The organism is Mycobacterium appelbergii (genome assembly GCF_032883035.1).
In the GTDB taxonomy this organism is placed as follows: domain Bacteria; phylum Actinomycetota; class Actinomycetes; order Mycobacteriales; family Mycobacteriaceae; genus Mycobacterium; species Mycobacterium appelbergii.
Map to the genome: position 1 here is coordinate 172,344 of NZ_JAMQTH010000002.1, position 16,152 is coordinate 188,495.

General features: G+C 66.8%; 16 protein-coding genes. 10 read left to right on the forward strand and 6 right to left on the reverse strand.

Annotated elements, in window-relative coordinates:
- Position 1 precedes the first annotated feature (1 nt).
- Entirely contained in the window at positions 2 to 1,144 is a 1,143-nt protein-coding gene (locus tag M1247_RS05130; protein WP_317155204.1) for an acyl-CoA dehydrogenase family protein, read from the forward strand.
- Positions 1,145 to 1,232: 88 nt separating this feature from the next.
- On the opposite strand, the gene M1247_RS05135 is transcribed toward M1247_RS05130, so the two are convergent.
- Together M1247_RS05135 and M1247_RS05140 are read right to left on the reverse strand one after the other, a co-directional pair.
- Positions 1,233 to 1,967, reverse strand: coding sequence for a fasciclin domain-containing protein (locus M1247_RS05135; protein WP_317155205.1), 735 nt, complete (start codon positions 1,965 to 1,967; stop codon positions 1,233 to 1,235).
- A gap of 139 nt (positions 1,968 to 2,106) precedes the next feature.
- The gene (locus M1247_RS05140; RefSeq protein WP_317155206.1) at positions 2,107 to 3,456 is read right to left on the reverse strand and encodes an MFS transporter; all 1,350 of its coding nucleotides are present in this window, start codon (positions 3,454 to 3,456) and stop codon (positions 2,107 to 2,109) included.
- Between the two features lie 39 nt (positions 3,457 to 3,495).
- Between M1247_RS05140 and M1247_RS05145 the strand changes: the two genes are divergently transcribed.
- The 3 genes from M1247_RS05145 to M1247_RS05155 are packed head-to-tail and all read left to right on the forward strand — an operon-like array spanning position 3,496 to position 6,242.
- On the forward strand, positions 3,496 to 4,452 hold the full coding sequence (locus M1247_RS05145) for a GlxA family transcriptional regulator (RefSeq protein ID WP_317155207.1): 957 nt from the start codon (positions 3,496 to 3,498) through the stop codon (positions 4,450 to 4,452).
- 27 nt (positions 4,453 to 4,479) lie between these two features.
- Positions 4,480 to 5,601 carry an NAD(P)H-binding protein gene (locus M1247_RS05150; RefSeq protein ID WP_317155208.1) on the forward strand — a complete coding sequence of 374 codons (1,122 nt, stop codon included), beginning with the start codon at positions 4,480 to 4,482 and terminating at the stop codon, positions 5,599 to 5,601.
- Positions 5,598 to 6,242, forward strand: coding sequence for a CPBP family intramembrane glutamic endopeptidase (locus M1247_RS05155; RefSeq protein WP_317155209.1), 645 nt, complete (start codon positions 5,598 to 5,600; stop codon positions 6,240 to 6,242). Before M1247_RS05150 ends, M1247_RS05155 begins: the two co-directional genes overlap by 4 nt.
- Before the next feature lie 83 nt (positions 6,243 to 6,325).
- Here the strand turns inward: M1247_RS05155 and tet(V) are convergent, their stop codons facing one another.
- Both tet(V) and M1247_RS05165 read right to left on the reverse strand, forming a co-directional pair.
- Complete coding sequence (gene tet(V), locus M1247_RS05160; RefSeq protein ID WP_317155210.1) at positions 6,326 to 7,597, reverse strand: tetracycline efflux MFS transporter Tet(V); 1,272 nt, start codon at positions 7,595 to 7,597, stop codon at positions 6,326 to 6,328.
- A gap of 61 nt (positions 7,598 to 7,658) precedes the next feature.
- Positions 7,659 to 8,474: an enoyl-CoA hydratase gene (locus M1247_RS05165; RefSeq protein ID WP_317155211.1), complete on the reverse strand. Its 816-nt coding sequence runs from the start codon at positions 8,472 to 8,474 to the stop codon at positions 7,659 to 7,661.
- A 102-nt stretch (positions 8,475 to 8,576) separates the two neighbouring features.
- Between M1247_RS05165 and M1247_RS05170 the strand changes: the two genes are divergently transcribed.
- Genes M1247_RS05170 through M1247_RS05180 form a run of 3 tightly spaced genes read left to right on the forward strand, consistent with a single transcriptional unit; the run spans position 8,577 to position 11,500 of the window.
- The gene (locus tag M1247_RS05170) at positions 8,577 to 9,668 is read left to right on the forward strand and encodes a CaiB/BaiF CoA transferase family protein (RefSeq protein WP_317155212.1); all 1,092 of its coding nucleotides are present in this window, start codon (positions 8,577 to 8,579) and stop codon (positions 9,666 to 9,668) included.
- A 52-nt stretch (positions 9,669 to 9,720) separates the two neighbouring features.
- Positions 9,721 to 10,485 carry a 3-hydroxyacyl-CoA dehydrogenase gene (locus tag M1247_RS05175; RefSeq protein ID WP_317155213.1) on the forward strand — a complete coding sequence of 255 codons (765 nt, stop codon included), beginning with the start codon at positions 9,721 to 9,723 and terminating at the stop codon, positions 10,483 to 10,485.
- A gap of 7 nt (positions 10,486 to 10,492) precedes the next feature.
- A complete protein-coding gene (locus M1247_RS05180; protein ID WP_317155214.1) occupies positions 10,493 to 11,500 on the forward strand; it encodes an NAD(P)H-dependent flavin oxidoreductase in 1,008 nt (335 codons plus the stop codon).
- A 104-nt stretch (positions 11,501 to 11,604) separates the two neighbouring features.
- On the opposite strand, the gene M1247_RS05185 is transcribed toward M1247_RS05180, so the two are convergent.
- Entirely contained in the window at positions 11,605 to 11,736 is a 132-nt protein-coding gene (locus M1247_RS05185) for a hypothetical protein (RefSeq protein WP_317155638.1), read from the reverse strand.
- An 83-nt stretch (positions 11,737 to 11,819) separates the two neighbouring features.
- Positions 11,820 to 12,365 carry a DoxX family protein gene (locus tag M1247_RS05190; RefSeq protein ID WP_317155215.1) on the reverse strand — a complete coding sequence of 182 codons (546 nt, stop codon included), beginning with the start codon at positions 12,363 to 12,365 and terminating at the stop codon, positions 11,820 to 11,822.
- Positions 12,366 to 12,525: 160 nt separating this feature from the next.
- Here M1247_RS05190 and M1247_RS05195 point away from each other — a divergent pair, with 160 nt between their 5' ends.
- Genes M1247_RS05195 through M1247_RS05205 form a run of 3 tightly spaced genes read left to right on the forward strand, consistent with a single transcriptional unit; the run spans position 12,526 to position 16,152 of the window.
- Entirely contained in the window at positions 12,526 to 14,829 is a 2,304-nt protein-coding gene (locus M1247_RS05195) for an MMPL family transporter (RefSeq protein WP_317155216.1), read from the forward strand.
- A 1-nt stretch (position 14,830) separates the two neighbouring features.
- Positions 14,831 to 15,520: a TetR/AcrR family transcriptional regulator gene (locus M1247_RS05200; RefSeq protein ID WP_317155217.1), complete on the forward strand. Its 690-nt coding sequence runs from the start codon at positions 14,831 to 14,833 to the stop codon at positions 15,518 to 15,520.
- The gene (locus M1247_RS05205) at positions 15,517 to 16,152 is read left to right on the forward strand and encodes a class I SAM-dependent methyltransferase (RefSeq protein ID WP_317155218.1); all 636 of its coding nucleotides are present in this window, start codon (positions 15,517 to 15,519) and stop codon (positions 16,150 to 16,152) included. Before M1247_RS05200 ends, M1247_RS05205 begins: the two co-directional genes overlap by 4 nt.

Here is a 16,152-nt window from a genome sequence, read left to right on the forward strand (position 1 = left end):
CATGAAACGGACAGTATTCGAAGCTGAGCACGAGGCGCTTCGGGAATCGACCCGACAGTACATCGAGCGCGAACTCGCCCCCCATGCCGAGAAGTGGGAAGAGCAGCGCATGGTCGACCGGTCGGCGTTCGTCGCCGCCGGAAAGTACGGACTGATCGGGTTCAACATGCCCGAGGAGTACGGTGGCGGCGGCTCCGACGACTTCCGGTTCAACGCGGTGATCGACGAGGAACTGGCCCGCTACGGTGGACCCGCCCCGTCGTTGAGCCTCCAGAACGACGTCGTCGCACCGTATTTCAAGCACCTCGCCAACGAGGAACAGAATCAGCGCTGGATGCCCGGTATCGCCGGCGGTGAGCTCATTCTCGCCGTCGCGATGACCGAACCCGGCGCCGGTAGCGACCTCGCCGGTATCCGCACCTCGGCGGTGCGCGACGGGGACGACTGGATTGTCAACGGCTCCAAGACCTTCATCTCCTCGGGCATCAACTGCGACCTCGTGGTCGTGGTGTGCCGCACCGATCCGGAGGCTGGGCACAAGGGCTTCACGCTGCTGGTGGTGGAGCGCGGGATGGACGGCTTCACCCGCGGGCGCAAGCTCGACAAGATGGGGCTGCACGCGCAGGACACCTCCGAATTGCACTTCGAGAATGTCCGGGTGCCGTCGGCCAACGTGCTCGGCCAGGAAGGGCGTGGCTTCTACCACCTCATGCAGAACCTGCCCTCGGAGCGGCTCGGCATCGCGATCTCGGCCATCGCGGGTGCGCGTGAATCCTGGCGTCAGACACTGCAATACGCCAAGGACCGCAAGGCATTCGGACAGTCGATCGGAAACTTCCAGCACAACCGGTTCCTGCTGGCCGAGATGGACACCGAACTCGACGTGTGTGAGCGCTACATCGATCGGTGTCTGCAGGGGGTGTGCGACGGGGATCTGAGCGCGGTCGAGGCGGCCAAGGCCAAGTGGTACTGCACCGAGACCGCCAAGAAGGTGATCGACGGCTGTGTGCAGTTGCACGGCGGTTACGGCTACATGATGGAGTACCGCGTCGCCCGCGACTACTGCGATGCGCGTATCCAGACGATCTTCGGTGGCACCACTGAGATCATGAAGGACATCATCGGCCGCGACCTGGGTCTCTAACCCCCGGCGAGCAGACACTAAAGTGCCCCAAATCAACAGATTTGGGGCACTTTAGTGTCTGCTCGGCCCGGGACGGGGCCGCCGAGCGTCAGCCGATCGGTGCGTCGGCCGCCGGGCTGGGGGTCTCCGACGGCGGCTCGGTCGTCGTGGTGGTGGTCGTGGTGGTGGTTTCCGAGCCGGACGTCTCCGACGCGCTGACCGCCTCGGGCGGTGAGTTCGGATCCAGCACGGTGTCGATCAGGTAGATCCGCGCGTTCGCGGCCTGGATGCCGCCGCAGACCACCTTGGCCGTGTCGTTGACCTTGATGTCGCCGCCCTTGCCGGTCACCTTGATCTCGGCGCCCTGCTGGGTGGGCCGCTGGCCCTTCACATCGTCCGGGCCGAGCAGGCCCAGGAAGGCGTGGTAGTAGTCGAAGCTGGTGAGCGCGGCCGGATCAGCCTTCAACGCGTCCAGCTGCTCGGGCGGCAGCTTGGCGAACGCCTCATTGGTGGGCGCAAACACCACGTACGGGCCGTTGTCGAGCACTCCGATGATGTTCACCGCGGGATTGAATCCGCCGGAGACAGCCGCATTGAACGTGCTGATGTCCGGGATGCTGGCCAGCACCTTGCCGACGGGTTGCTCCGAGAGACCCTTCCATTCGGGAATCGCCTTCTTGAAGGCATCGCACCCCGAGCCCTGCGGATCGGGGATCTCGACCACCGGGGCCTCCGTGGTCGGAGCGGGCTCCGGCTCGGCGTATGCGTTGACCGCCAGTGGGAGTGACGCTGCGATCGCGGCGGCAGCCGCTGCGACGCCGAGCGTCCTGGTGCGAGTCTTCATCTGCTGGGTTTCCTCCCGCTTGGCCTGTGGTTCGTCGGCTGCCGGTGACGCGCACGTCGCACTTCAGGGGAAGTGAGCGAGCATCACTGACTCGGCGTTCCCCGCGGCGCCGCATCGGATGGTAAGGCCAACATCGCCGTTACGGCAAAGCAGAGCTCTGCACTGTTGGCGGGTTTTCCGCACTGACCTGGCCTTTTCTGATCGCCGCGGAAAATGCCGCCGCGACGAAACACAACACCGCAGCCAACCGGAAAGCGACGTCGTAGGTGCCCTGCAGATCGCGTAACCAGCCTGCGCCTGCCGCCGCGATCGCCGCGCCGACCTGGTGGGAGGCGAACACCCAGCCGAACACCACCGGGGTGCGGTCGGCGAAATAGTTCCGGCACAACACGATGGTCGGCGGCACGGTGGCCACCCAGTCCAGACCGTAGAAGATCACAAACACCCAGGTGCTCGGTTGGGCATGCGGGGACAACAGTGACGGCAACAGGAGCAGCGAAATCCCGCGGCCGGTGTAGTACACGATCAGCAGCAGCCGGGGATCGACACGGTCGGTGAGCCAGCCCGAGAACACCGTGCCCGCGACGTCGAGGATGCCGATGGTGGCGAGCAGTCCCGCGGCGACCGTGGTGGGCATGCCGTGGTCGTTGGCGGCAGGGATGAAGTGCGTGCCGATCAGACCGTTGGTGGTCATCCCACAGATCGCGAAACTGCCCGCCAACAACCAGAACGCGGGCACCCGGGTACCGATACGGAGCCCGTCGAACGCCGCCTTGAAGCTGCTCGCCGGAACAGTCGGTGGTGCGGTGACGGATTCGGGATCGGCCCCGTAGGGGGCAAGTCCCTTGTCCGCCGGGTAGTTCCGCATGAACACCGCGACGAGCGGGACGACCGCGAGCGCGGCGGCGGCAACGATCAGCGACGCCCAGCGCCAGCCATGCGTGGTGGTGACAGCCGCGACGATCGGCAGGAAGAGCAGCTGGCCGGTGGCGCTGGCGGCGGTGAGCACACCGGTGACCAGACCGCGCCGCTGTTCGAACCAGCGGGTCGCGATGGTGGCGACGAAGCCCATCGAGATCGACCCGGTGCCGATGCCGACGAGAACGCCCCACAACAGCACCAACTGCCAGCTCGCGGTCATCATGATGCTGCAGGCCGAACCCGTCACGATCAGCAGCAGCGACACGGACAGCACCGGGCGCACGCCGAACCGGTCCATCAGTGCGGCCGCGAACGGCGCAGTGAGGCCGTACAACATCATGTTGACCGACATCGCCAGGCCGACCGTGCCGTGCGACCAGCCGAACTCGTGGTGCAGCGGGTTCATCATCACGCCGGGGATCGAACGGAAACCCGCCGCGCCCAGGATCGCCACGAAGCTCACCGCGGCGACCACCCAGGCCCAGTGGATGCGGCTGCCTGCACCGCGGCGCTGCGTCAATGTCACCGGACCACTCTCGCCGACGGATGTGGACCCGGCCAGTGGCATAAATGCCAGCATTCGTCAAAAACATGCCACAATGCAGTGGTGCACCGTGTGGCCGTCCTCTTGATAGCGCCGGTGGTCGGCTTCGACGCGACCATCGCGCCCACCCTGTTCTCCAACGCCACCGACGCCGACGGAACCCCGCTCTACGACGTCGTCACCTGCGGGCTGACCGCCGGGCCGGTGGAGTCGACCACCGGCTTTGCGATGGTGCCGGCCGGCGGCCCCGAGGTGCTCGAGAGCGCCGACACCGTGGTGATCCCCGGCACGAGATACACGCCGGCGCGCTTCGATGGCGTGCTGGACGACGAGATCCTCACGGTGCTGGGCCGGATCCGGCCCGGCACGCGGCTGGTGTCGATCTGCACGGGCGCATTCGTGCTCGCGGCCGCGGGACTGCTCGACGGCCGCCCCGCCACCACCCATTGGCGGTGGGCGCAGACCATGCGGCGGCTGTATCCGGAGGTGCTGCTCGATGAGAACGTGCTGTTCGTCGACGACGGGGACGTGCTGACGTCGGCAGGTCTGGCCGCGGGAATCGACCTGTGCCTGCACATCATTCGCACGGACCACGGTGCACAGGTGGCCAACGACGTTGCCCGCTACTGCGTGGTGCCGCCATGGCGTGAGGGCGGGCAGGCGCAGTTCATCGATCGGCGGGTGCCGGTCACCGATCAGGAGTCCACGGCCGCCACCCGGGAGTGGGCGTTGAACCGGCTGCACGAGGACCTCACCGTGGTGCGGCTGGCCCGCCATGCCCACATGAGCTCGCGCACGTTCAGCCGCCGGTTCCAGGAGGAGACGGGGCAGGCGCCCGGGACGTGGATCCGCAACCGCCGTCTCGATCGCGCCAGGGAACTGTTGGAATCCCGCGATCTGCCGGTCGACGAGGTCGCGCGACTCTCGGGGCTCGGTACCGCGGGCAACCTGCGTCATCACCTGCGGCGCGGACTGGGCATGTCGCCGTCGAGCTACCGCAAGGTGTATCAGGGCGCGTGAGAGTGCCCCACGTCGTAGTTTGGCGCTATGCGGATCTTGGTGACCGGCGCGACGGGCTACGTGGGTTCGCGGTTGGTCAGTGCCCTGCTCGCCGAGCACCACGACGTCGTGGTGGCCGGTCGGCGACCTGCCAGGTGCGCAGATTTCGGATGGTTCCCCGAGGTGACGGCCGTGGCGCTCGACGCCGACCACAAAGCCTCCGCCGAGGACGCCTTTCGCCGGGCCGGCCCCGTCGACGTCGTCTATTACCTGCTGCACGGCATCGGCCGGCCCGGTTTCCGCGACACTGACAACCACGCCGCGGCCAACGTCGCGGCCGCGGCCGGCAACGCCGGTGTGGGCCGCATCGTCTATCTCGGTGGCTTCGTTCCCGACGGCGAGGTGCTGTCCGAACACCTTGCCGGTCGCGCCGAGGTCGCGCGGGCGCTGAGCGTGGACGGCGGCGCCGAGGTGGTGTGGTTGGGCGCGGCGATGATCATCGGGGCGGGGTCGACGTCGTTCGAGATGCTGCGCTACGTGGGGGACCGGTTCCCGGTGATGCCGATACCGCGCTGGATGGCCAATCCCATCGACCCGATCTCCATTCGCGACGTGTTGCACTACCTGGTGGCGGCCGCCGATGCCGGGCAGGTGCCCGCCGGCGGTTACGACATCTGCGGACCCGAAACCACCACCTACCGCGGGCTGTTGCGCAGCTATGCCCGGTTGACGGGTAAACGGCGGGTTTCCGTACCGGTTTTCGGTGTGGCGACCGGTGTGGCGTCCCGGGTGACGGGGGTCGTGTTGCCGGTTCCCGATGGCCTGGCCGCCGATCTGGCTGCCTCCCTTGATCATCCGATGACCGCCGCCGGGGACGGTCTGCGGGACGTCGTTGCGGATCCGCCGGGCGGACTGCTCGGCGTCGACGACGCGATCGGTCTGGCGCTGAGCGGGCGGGGCCGTTGTCCGGTCAACCTGCTGGCCGATCCGCACCACCTGGCGGATACGGATCCGGTGTGGGCCGGCGGCGACACATCACGGATCCGGGCGCTGACCCCGGCACTCGTGCGCCCGGCCCTCGGGCTGCTTCCGCCGATGCCGGGTCCGGTGGCGGCCATGCTGCGCACGGGTCTCGACTTCGCGTTAGCCATGGCGCCCAAGGGGATATGACGGTGGCGCCGCCCGATCAGGAGTCGCGTGCAGTGGTGTTGCGCCGACGGGTCACGGTCGGGGTCGTCCTGGTCATCGGTGCGATCCTGCTGGCCTTCTCGCTCGGAACCGAGCCGGGCGAGAGCTCCTTCTACTGGCTGACCCTGGCGCTGGCCGCGGTGTGGGCGCTGGGCGCCGTCGTGTCCGGGCCGCTGCCGTGGGTCGGCAGGCGTCGCCCGGTGCTGCTCGGCACGGCGGCAGGTGTGGCCGTCGCGGTCGCGTTCGTGATCGGCGGGCTGGTCGCCCGTCAGATCCCGATATTGCGCGAATACATCACTGCGGTACTCGAATTCGCCAACCAGGGAACGCTGCCGGTCATCGTGTTCATCACCCTGGTCAACGGTGTGGCAGAGGAGCTGTTTTTCCGCGGTGCACTTTTCACCGCACTGGGTGCCCGCCATCCGGCCGTCATCTCGACACTGGTCTACATCGCCGTGGTGATGGCGGCGGGCAATCCGATGCTCGGCTTCGCCGCGATCGTGCTCGGCGCGGTGTGCGCCTACGAGCGTCACGTGACCGGCGGCATCCTGGCACCGATGCTGACCCACTTCCTCTGGGGGCTCGTCATGGTGCTCGTGTTGCCCCCGATCTTCGGTGTCTGATCCGGCGAGCAGACGCGTAGGTACCCGGAAACACGCGAAAAAGGGGACCTCCGCGTCTGCTCGCCGATAAAGGTGACGGTCGTCTAACGCAACGGGTGGGCCAACTCGTCGCGCGGCATCCTGGCCGCGCTGAGGGCGACGAGGGCAAGCAGCGTCGGCGCGATACCGGCCACGAGGAAGATCGCCTCCATCGACACCACCTTCGACAGCGGCCCGACAACCGCGAACGACAACGGCATGAATGCCAGGGACACGAAGAAGTCCAGACTCGAAACCCGGCCCAGCATCTCCGTCGGCACCCGGCGTTGCAGCAGCGTTCCCCAGATCACCATGCCCGCGCCGTCGGTCACCCCGACCACGAACGTCGCCAGTGCCATCAGGGGGAACGACGACGTCAAGCCCACCAGTACCAGCGGGACGGAACCCAGTCCCCACATCGTCATCATGGTGGTGAGGTAGCGGCGCGGCATCCGCCGTGAGGAGACCGTCAGAGCGCCGAGAGCGCTGCCGAAACCGAAGAACGCCAAGATGAATCCGTAGGCACGTGCACCGTCGGAGAATCGGTCCTGGGCGATGAACGGCAGCAGCACCTCGATCGGTCCGAGCACCATCAGCACGAACATGCTCGCGAACAGCAGAGTCCACAACAACCACGGAGTGTGGACCATGAAACGGAAACCGTCGCGGAGGTCGCGTAGCACATGCGGCCGCGGATCAGCCTGTACCGGAGCGGAAGTCGCCGGCGGCCGGGTGGCCACCAGCAGTGTCAGGCCCAGGCCGAACAGTGCGGCGACCACGATCGCGCCGACCGACGGGAGGGTCACACCGATCACCATGCCTGCCACGGCCGGACCGACCGAGCGCTGAAACACCGGGCGCACCACGCCTTCCACCCCGTTGGCCGCCAACAGTTGTTCGGCGGGCAGGATACGCGGCAGGATCGCGCTGTAGGCCGGGAAGAAGAACGCCGCGGCGATGCCGAGAATGCCTGCGGCCACGGCCATGTGCCAGATCTTCAGCGCATCGACGAAACCGAGCGCGGCGATCGCCGTGACGGTCACGAAATTGACCGCCTCGACGACAATGATGATGGTGCGCTGGTTGATCCGGTCCGCGGCGATGCCGCCGATGAGCACGAAGGCGACGAGCCCGACACCCATGCAGGTGGCGACCAACGACAGCGACGTCGGATCATTGTCGAGGGCGATCACCTGCAGGGCCATCACGACCGACCACATGCCTTCGGCGAAGATCGACAGCGTGACCGCGGCGATCAGCAGGCGGTACTCCCGGACCCGGAACGGTGCGAGTACGCGCCAGCCGGTCGCCGGCTCACTCTGCAGCTGCGTACCCATCATGTGATGGTGGCGCAGCAGTGCCCGCTCAGTCCACTGATTTTCGGGACACGCCCGCTCCTCAGGAGTCGGTGAACTCCGCACGTCGGCTCTGCTGGAACGCCCGGGTGCCTTCGCGGAAGTCGTTGGACGTCAACAGTTGCAGCTGGCCTTCGCGTTCGCGTGTGAACGCGTTGTCGAGTTCGGTGAGCGTGGCCGCATTGACGGCCTGCTTGGTCTTGCGCAGGGCCACGGCGGGCCCGGACCGCAGCTTGGAGACGACCTTGTCCACGGCGGCGTCGAATTCGGCGGCCGGGTACACCCCGGTCACCAGGCCCCAGTCGTATGCGTCGGCGGCCGTGAGCCGGTCGGCCAGTAGTGCCAGACGCATGGCCCGGATGCGCCCGATGGCCGCGGCCACCAGCGCCGACGCGCCGCCGTCGGGCATCAGCCCGATCTTGGTGAAGGCCAACAGGAAGAACGCTTCATCCGAGGCGAGCACGATGTCGCATGCCAGCGCCAGCGACACCCCGACCCCGGCGGCCGGTCCTTGCACCACGGCCACAACGGGTTTGGGTAGTGCGACGATGGACGCGACCGCCCGGTTGGCGGCGTCGAGCACGCCCGCGGCGTCGTGGCTCTTGGCGTTCTGGTCTTCCTCGCTGATACCGGCCCCGGAGCTGAACCCGCGGCCTGCGCCGCCCAGCCGCACCACTCGGACGGCGGGGTCGGTGGCAGCCTGTTCCATCGCGTCGGCGATCGCGCTGAGCATGTGCTGGGTCAGCGAATTGAGGCTGTCGGGCCGATTCAGCGTCACCGAGAGCACACCACCGTCGAGCGTCACCGACACGTCGTCGATGCTGGCGTAGGTACCGGTGCTGGAGTCGGTCGATGTCATATGAAGCACCTTAGGTCGGGGCCGGCTATGGCCATGGCCGGTCGAGAAGGTTATACAAGTAAGCTATGTCGGCGGTCAACTACTCCGAAGGGGCGGTAGAGCATGGCGGGTCCATTGCAGGGTTTGCGGGTTGTCGAGTTGGCCGGCATCGGCCCAGGGCCCCACGCGGCCATGATTCTCGGTGATCTGGGTGCCGACGTGGTGCGCATCGAGCGGCCCGGCCGCAGCGGGGGCGTACCCGCGGGGGACCGGGATTCGATGCTGCGCAACCGGCGTTCGGTGGCGGCCGACCTCAAGAGCGATGAGGGCCGGGACCTGGTGTTGCGACTCATCTCGAAAGCCGACGTGTTGATCGAGGGGTACCGGCCGGGGGTGACCGAGCGCCTCGGCCTCGGGCCCGAGGACTGCGCCCAGGTCAACGATCGGTTGATCTATGCCCGCATGACCGGCTGGGGGCAGTCCGGGCCGCGGGCGTCGCAGGCCGGACACGACATCAACTACATCTCGCTCAACGGTTTGTTGCATGCGGTAGGCCGCAAGGGCGAGCGGCCGGTGCCACCGCTGAACCTCGCGGGTGATTTCGGCGGCGGTTCGATGTTCCTGATCGTCGGGATCCTCTCGGCCCTGTTCGAACGCCAGACCTCGGGCAAGGGGCAGGTGATCGACGCGGCGATGGTCGACGGCTCGAGCGTGTTGATGCAGATGATGTGGGGCTTCCGCGCCAACGGCCTGTGGTCCGACGAGCGCGGCACCAACATGCTCGACACCGGCGCGCCCTACTACGACACCTATGAGACCGCCGATGGCCGCTACGTCGCGGTGGGGTCGATCGAGCCACAGTTCTACGCCCAGCTGCTCAAGGGCCTCGGGCTGGATGGCGCCGACCTGCCCGACCAGAACGACATCAGCCGCTGGCCGGAACTGCGCGCCGTGTTCACCGAGGCCTTCGCGGCCCACGACCGTGACCACTGGGCGGCGGTGTTCGCGGGCACCGACGCGTGTGTGACGCCGGTGCTGTCGTTCGCCGAGGTCCTCACCGAACCGCACATCGCCGAGCGCGACACGTTCTACGACGACGGCGGCAATCTACAGCCCATGCCCGCGCCGCGGTTCTCCCGCAGCGCGCCGAGCAGGCCGACTCCGCCGGGCGAGCGCGGCGCCGACACCGACGCCGTCCTCGGCGACTGGACGTAACACCCATCAACCAGGGGGTCGGCGCGAAGCCGGCCGGAAAGGAATGCGATAAGTGGAGATACGAGACGCGGTAGCCGTCGTCACCGGCGGTGCATCGGGCCTGGGTCTGGCGACCACCAAGCGACTGCTCGATGCGGGCGCGCAGGTTGTGGTCATCGACCTCAAGGGCGAAGAAGCGGTGGCGGAACTGGGTGAGCGCGCGACGTTCGTCGCGGCCGACGTCACCGACGAGGCCTCGGTCAGCAAGGCGCTCGACGTCGCCGAATCCCTCGGACCGCTGCGCAGCAACGTCAACTGCGCAGGCATCGGCAATGCGATCAAGACCCTGAGCCGCAACGGCGCTTTCCCGCTCGACGAGTTCACCAAGGTGATCCAGGTCAACCTGATCGGCACGTTCAACGTGCTGCGGCTGGCCGCCGAGCGCATCGCCAAGACCGAACCGCTCGAAGGAAAGAACGGCGCAGAGCGTGGCGTCATCATCAACACCGCTTCGGTCGCGGCCTTCGAGGGCCAGATCGGCCAGGCCGCGTACTCGGCGTCCAAGGGTGGCGTCGTGGGTATGACGCTGCCGATCGCGCGGGATCTGTCCCGCGATCTGATCCGCGTGTGCACCATCGCCCCTGGCCTGTTCAAGACTCCGCTGCTGGGGTCGCTCCCCGAGGAAGCGCAGAAGTCTCTGGGGCAGCAGGTGCCGCATCCGGCCCGGCTCGGTGATCCCGACGAGTACGGTGCGCTGGCCGTGCACATTGTCGAGAACCCGATGCTCAACGGTGAGGTGATTCGTCTGGATGGGGCGATCCGGATGGCCCCGAGGTGATGTGAATATGACGCTGCATACGAAGTTCACCGAAACCTTCGGGATCACCCATCCCATCGTGCAGGGCGGCATGCAGTGGGTCGGCCGCGCGGAGCTTGTCGCGGCCGTGGCGAATGCGGGTGCGCTGGGGTTTCTGACCGCGTTGACCCAGCCGACTCCGGCGGATCTGGCCAAGGAGATCGCCAAGACCCGTGAGCTGACCGATAAGCCGTTCGGCGTCAACCTGACCATCCTGCCGACGATCAACCCGCCGCCCTACGACGAGTACCGCAAGGTGATCGTCGATGCCGGCATCAAGATCGTCGAGACGGCGGGCTCGAACCCGGCGCCGCATCTGCCGATGTTCCACGACAACGGCATCAAGGTGCTGCACAAGTGCACCTCGGTGCGTCACGGTGTCAAGGCTCAGAGCCTGGGTGTCGACGGCATCAGCATCGACGGGTTCGAATGTGCGGGCCATCCCGGTGAGGACGACATTCCGGGCCTGGTGCTGATTCCGGCGGCCGCGGCCAAGATCGAGATTCCGATGATCGCGTCCGGCGGATTCGCCGATGCGCGCGGGCTGGTGGCTGCCCTGGCGCTCGGTGCGGACGGCATCAACATGGGTTCGCGGTTCATGTGCACCGCGGAATCCTCGATTCACCAGAACGTCAAAGAAGCGATCGTGGCGGGCAGTGAGCTCGATACCGAGCTGATCTTCCGGCCGCTGCGTAACACCGCCCGGGTGGCCAGCAACACCGTGTCCCGCGAAGTGGTGGACATCCTCAACAAGGGCGGTCAGTTCCCCGACGTCAAGGATCTGGTGGCCGGCGTGCGCGGAAACAAGGTCTATGAGCTCGGCGACGTGGATGCCGGGATCTGGTCGGTGGGGACTTCGATGGGCCTGATCAACGACATCCCGACCTGTGCGGAACTGGTGTCGCGGATCGTGTCCGAAGCCGAAGTTCTGATCGGTGGGCGCCTGCTCAACATGATCGGCGCCAGTGAACCTGAGAAAGAAACAGTCCCCGTGTAGAGACACGGGGACTGGACCAACGAGAGGTCAAGGAGTGAGGCCGGAGTAGTCACGCCGCCGGCAAACTCAAGGCAGAAAACGCGCGCCGCGAGGCGCGCGTTTTCTCATACCGCGGTGGGCAGGGACTGGTAGTCGTCAAACTGCTCCGAGGTATCGCCCTCGACGAGGACATCGCCGTGGTAAAGGGCCTCGAAGTCGACCTTGATGACATCTGCGCTGCTGTCGTCGATCCACATGACACTGAGCGTATGGGTCACCATTAAGGAAACCTTGAGTCACGATTCGGAAAATGGTGGCAATACTACTTTTCGGTAGGTTTCTAGCCAGTAGCACTCGTGAGGTGGATGGGGTTGCTGCCGTTGAGTGCGATCCAGGTCACCACCGCGACGGCGATACCTGTGACCAGCAGGCCCACCGCGAGGCGTGATGACCCGCGCGAGCGGCCGAACACTTTGTGATCCACCGACAGCGACCCTGCCCCGGTGAACAGCAGGGCGGCCGCGCCGAAGGCCGCCAGGAACGGGACGTTGAACGGCTGGGACCAGAATGCGTCCGCAGAGACGTTGACGGCCCAGGCGTCGAGCATCGCGCCGATCGCCGCACACGCGGCCAGCGGGGTGAGTATGCCCAGCAGTAGCCCGATTCCGCCGAGGGTCTCGGCGGCGGTCACCATGAATGCGGCAAACGCCGGTAATCGCCAGCCGCCGGTCTCCATGAATTCGACGGTGGTGTCGTAGTCAGCGGCCTTGATGAGCCCGGCCTGCAACATCGTGGCGCCGGTGGCGAGGCGCAGGATCAACAGTCCGATGTCGGTCATACCGGTCGCAGGCGCGACGATGTCCGTGCTGGTAGTGGTGTTCGTCATAACGGCTAGACCCCCTGTAGGTCTGGAATTCATCGCGGGAGGCCCCAGTATGAACATTTCGGCGGGCTGCTCCGTGTATCTCTACGAGATCGGCATTGACGGTATTAAGTTACCGCTGTTAACTTAACCTCGATATGTAGGGGCTGGGGAAGGACACGAAGTGCTGCACCGAATCGCCCGCCTGGCCATCGCCGCCCCGCGCCGCATCCTGGTCGTCGCCGCGCTGGTGATGATCGCGGCGGGAATCTTCGGCATCCCGGTCGCCAAAAACCTGTCCGCCGGCGGATTTCAAGATCCCACCGCCGAGTCTGCCCAGGCCACCGCGCTACTCGCCGACAAGTTCAACCGCGGCGACATGCAACTGGTGATCAGCGTGACCGACAACATGCGGGACGCCGGTGCCGAAAGTCCGGCCGCCAAGGCTGCCGGTGCGGACATTGCCACCGCGCTGAAGGCCTCGCCGTACGTGACCGAGGTGACCTCCGCCTGGACCGCGCCGGCTCCCGCCGCGGCCGCGCTGATCAGTAAGGACGGCAAGACCGGACTGATCGTGGCCGGGATCAACGGTGGCGAGAGCGGCGCGCAGAAGCACGCCAAGGAACTGACCGACCAGCTGGTGCACGATCGCGACGGGGTGACCGCGCGCGCGGGCGGCGAAGCGATGACCTACGTCCAGATCAACGGGCAGAGCGAGAAGGATCTGCTGATGATGGAGTCGATCGCGATCCCGCTGAGCTTTTTGGTGCTGGTGTGGGTGTTCGGCGGGCTGCTGGCCGCGGCACTGCCGCTGGCGGTCGGCGGCTTCGCGATCCTCGGCTCACTGGCGATACTCCGGCTGTTCACGATGGTCACGGACGTGTCGATCTTCGCCCTCAACCTCACGGTCGCGATGGGCCTGGCACTGGCCATCGACTACACCCTGCTGATCATCAGCCGCTACCGCGACGAACTGGCCGAGGGCGCCGACCGTGAGCAGGCGCTGGCCCGCACCATGGTGACCGCCGGACGCACCGTGCTGTTCTCCGCGCTGACCGTCGCGCTGTCCATGGTCGCGATGGTGCTGTTCCCGATGTACTTCCTGAAATCATTCGCCTACGCCGGTATCGCGGTGGTCGGGCTGGCCGCCTTCGCCGCGATCGTGGTGGCGCCGGCGGCCATTGTGGTGCTCGGCGACCGCCTCGACGCATTCGACGTCCGGCGCTTCGGCCGCAGGCTTCTCGGCAGGCCCGAACCGGTGCGCAAGCCCATCGAAGATTCCTTCTGGTATGTCATGACCGGGCGCGTCATGCGCCGGGCCGTTCCCGTGGCCGTCGCGATCGTCACCCTGCTGCTCCTTCTCGGCGCGCCCTTCCTCGGTATCAAATGGGGTTTCCCCGACGACCGGGTGCTGCCGGATTCCGCGTCGGCCCGCCAAATCGGCGATGCGTTGCGCAACGACTTCGCCGTCGACTCGGCCACCAATGTCACCGTGGTGCTGCCCGACGTCACCGGCGTCACCCCGGCCCAGCTCGACCGCTACGCCGGCGATCTGTCGCGGGTGCCCGAGGTGTCCTCGGTCTCGGCCCCCGGTGGCACATACCTCGACGGCCGACGGGTCGGCCCGCCGACATCGGTGACCGGAATGGCCGAGGGCAGTGCGTATCTGACCGTCGGCAGCGATGCGGCGCTGTTCAGCGACGCCTCCGAGACGCAACTCGACGCGCTGCACGCCGTGGCGGCACCGACCGACGTGCAGCTGACCGGCCTGGCTCAGGTCAACCGGGACAGCTCGCACGCCATCACGTCGCGCCTGCCGTTGGTGCTCGGAGTGATCGCCGCGATCACGTTCGTGCTGTTGTTCCTGCTCACCGGAAGCGTGGTGCTGCCGCTGAAAGCGTTGGTGCTCAACGTGTTGTCGCTGTCGGCGGCATTCGGCGCACTGGTGTGGATATTCCAGGACGGGCATCTGGGCGCGCTCGGCACCACGTCGACCGGCACACTGGTGGCCAACCTGCCGGTGTTGTTGTTCTGCATCGCATTCGGTTTGTCGATGGACTACGAAGTGTTCCTGGTGTCGCGCATCCGCGAGTACTGGCTCAAATCCGGTCAGACGCGCGAGGACGGGACTGTTCTTGCTCCTCGCGTCCGCAATGATCAAAGCGTGGCACTGGGATTGGCCCGCACAGGCCGCGTGGTGACCGCGGCGGCACTGCTCATGTCGATCTCGTTCGCCGCGCTGATCGCGGCCCAGGTGGCGTTCATGCGAATGTTCGGGCTCGGGCTGACCCTGGCGATACTCGTCGATGCCACCCTGGTGCGCATGTTGCTGGTGCCGGCGTTCATGCACATGATGGGACGGTGGAACTGGTGGGCACCGGCGCCGCTGGCCCGGCTGCACGCGCGGATCGGGATCAGCGAGTCCGCCGAGTTACCGGTCGTGCTCAACGATCGGGCCCGCGCCGTGGCCACCGTGGACGCTGACTGACATGGCGGTCCAGCCCCTCAAGCCCCTCAAGAGGCGGCGTGCGCCGCGCGGCTCAGGGGAACAACTGCGCGAGGAGATCCTCGACGCCGCCACCGGCCTTCTGCTGGAAACCGGTCATGCCAAAGCGGTTTCGATCCGCTCGGTGGCCAAACGCGTGGGCGTCACCTCACCGTCGATCTATCTGCACTTCGCCGACAAGGACGCATTGTTGGATGCGGTGTGCGCGCGGTATTTCGAGAAGCTCGACGAGGAGATGCAGCGGGCGGCGACCGGTCAGTCGTCGGCCATCGACGTGCTGCACGCGCAGGGTTTGGCCTACGTGAGCTTCGCCCGACGGACTCCGGAGCTCTACCGCATCGCGACGATGGGAGATCCCCGGCCGGGCAGCGACGTCGACACGACGCTGAACAGCGCAGCGTTCGTCCACATGTGTACCTCGATCAAGGCGCTGATCGCCGAAGGGATCTACCCGCCGGGTGACCCCACCTCGCTGGCACTGGAATTGTGGACCGCCGCGCACGGGGTGGCCGCCATGCTGATCGCCAAGCCGTATCTGCCCTGGGGAGATGCCGAGGCGTTCGCCGACCGGGTGTTGCGGGCGGTGTGCGCCGGTCACATCATCACCGGGATCATCGGACCAGACCTGCCGCCCCAGGAGGCGGTCGCTCGGTTGAAGGGATTCGCGCCATGAGCACCAGCACTGTCGACAACCCGTTTTTCGCGCGGGTGTGGAAGACGATGTCGAACTACGAACCCGAATCGCTGCGCCGGCTGCGGGCCGAGAATCTCGCCGGGCTGACGGGCCGCGTGCTCGAAGTCGGGGCGGGCACCGGGACGAACTTCGAGTTCTACCCGGCCTCGGTCGACGAGGTGGTCGCCATCGAGCCCGAACGCCGGCTGGCCGAGGTGGCGCAGCGGGCGGGGGCCGCCGCGCCGGTGCCGGTGACCGTCACCGCCCAGACGGTCGAACAGTTCGCCAGTGCGCAACCTTTCGACGCGGTCGTCTGCTCATTGGTGCTGTGCTCCATCGAGGAGCCGGATGTCGTTCTGCAACAGCTCTTCTCGATACTCCGTCCGGGCGGAGAACTGCGTTATCTGGAGCATGTGGCCAGTGCCGGATATCGCGACCGGTTGCAGCGGCTGGCCGACGCCACCGTCTGGCCGCGGCTGCTCGGCAATTGCCACACCCACCGGCACACCGAGCAGACGATCGCAGAGACCGGATTCCGGCTCGAAGGTGCCCGCCGGGAATGGTCCCTGCCGTCGTGGGTGCCGTTGCCGGTTTCGGAGTTCGCGATCGGACGGGCGCTCAAACCGGCCTAG

Bases quoted from the DNA above. Each gene is read 5' to 3' on its own strand.
- M1247_RS05130 (WP_317155204.1), top strand. From the start codon at position 2: ATGAAACGGACAGTATTCGAAGCTGAGCACGAGGCGCTTCGGGAATCG.
- M1247_RS05135 (WP_317155205.1), bottom strand. From the start codon at position 1,967: ATGAAGACTCGCACCAGGACGCTCGGCGTCGCAGCGGCTGCCGCCGCG.
- M1247_RS05140 (WP_317155206.1), bottom strand. From the start codon at position 3,456: ATGCCACTGGCCGGGTCCACATCCGTCGGCGAGAGTGGTCCGGTGACA.
- M1247_RS05150 (WP_317155208.1), top strand. From the start codon at position 4,480: ATGCGGATCTTGGTGACCGGCGCGACGGGCTACGTGGGTTCGCGGTTG.
- M1247_RS05155 (WP_317155209.1), top strand. From the start codon at position 5,598: ATGACGGTGGCGCCGCCCGATCAGGAGTCGCGTGCAGTGGTGTTGCGC.
- M1247_RS05165 (WP_317155211.1), bottom strand. From the start codon at position 8,474: ATGACATCGACCGACTCCAGCACCGGTACCTACGCCAGCATCGACGAC.
- M1247_RS05170 (WP_317155212.1), top strand. From the start codon at position 8,577: ATGGCGGGTCCATTGCAGGGTTTGCGGGTTGTCGAGTTGGCCGGCATC.
- M1247_RS05180 (WP_317155214.1), top strand. From the start codon at position 10,493: ATGACGCTGCATACGAAGTTCACCGAAACCTTCGGGATCACCCATCCC.
- M1247_RS05185 (WP_317155638.1), bottom strand. From the start codon at position 11,736: ATGTGGATCGACGACAGCAGCGCAGATGTCATCAAGGTCGACTTCGAG.
- M1247_RS05190 (WP_317155215.1), bottom strand. From the start codon at position 12,365: ATGACGAACACCACTACCAGCACGGACATCGTCGCGCCTGCGACCGGT.
- M1247_RS05200 (WP_317155217.1), top strand. From the start codon at position 14,831: ATGGCGGTCCAGCCCCTCAAGCCCCTCAAGAGGCGGCGTGCGCCGCGC.
- M1247_RS05205 (WP_317155218.1), top strand. From the start codon at position 15,517: ATGAGCACCAGCACTGTCGACAACCCGTTTTTCGCGCGGGTGTGGAAG.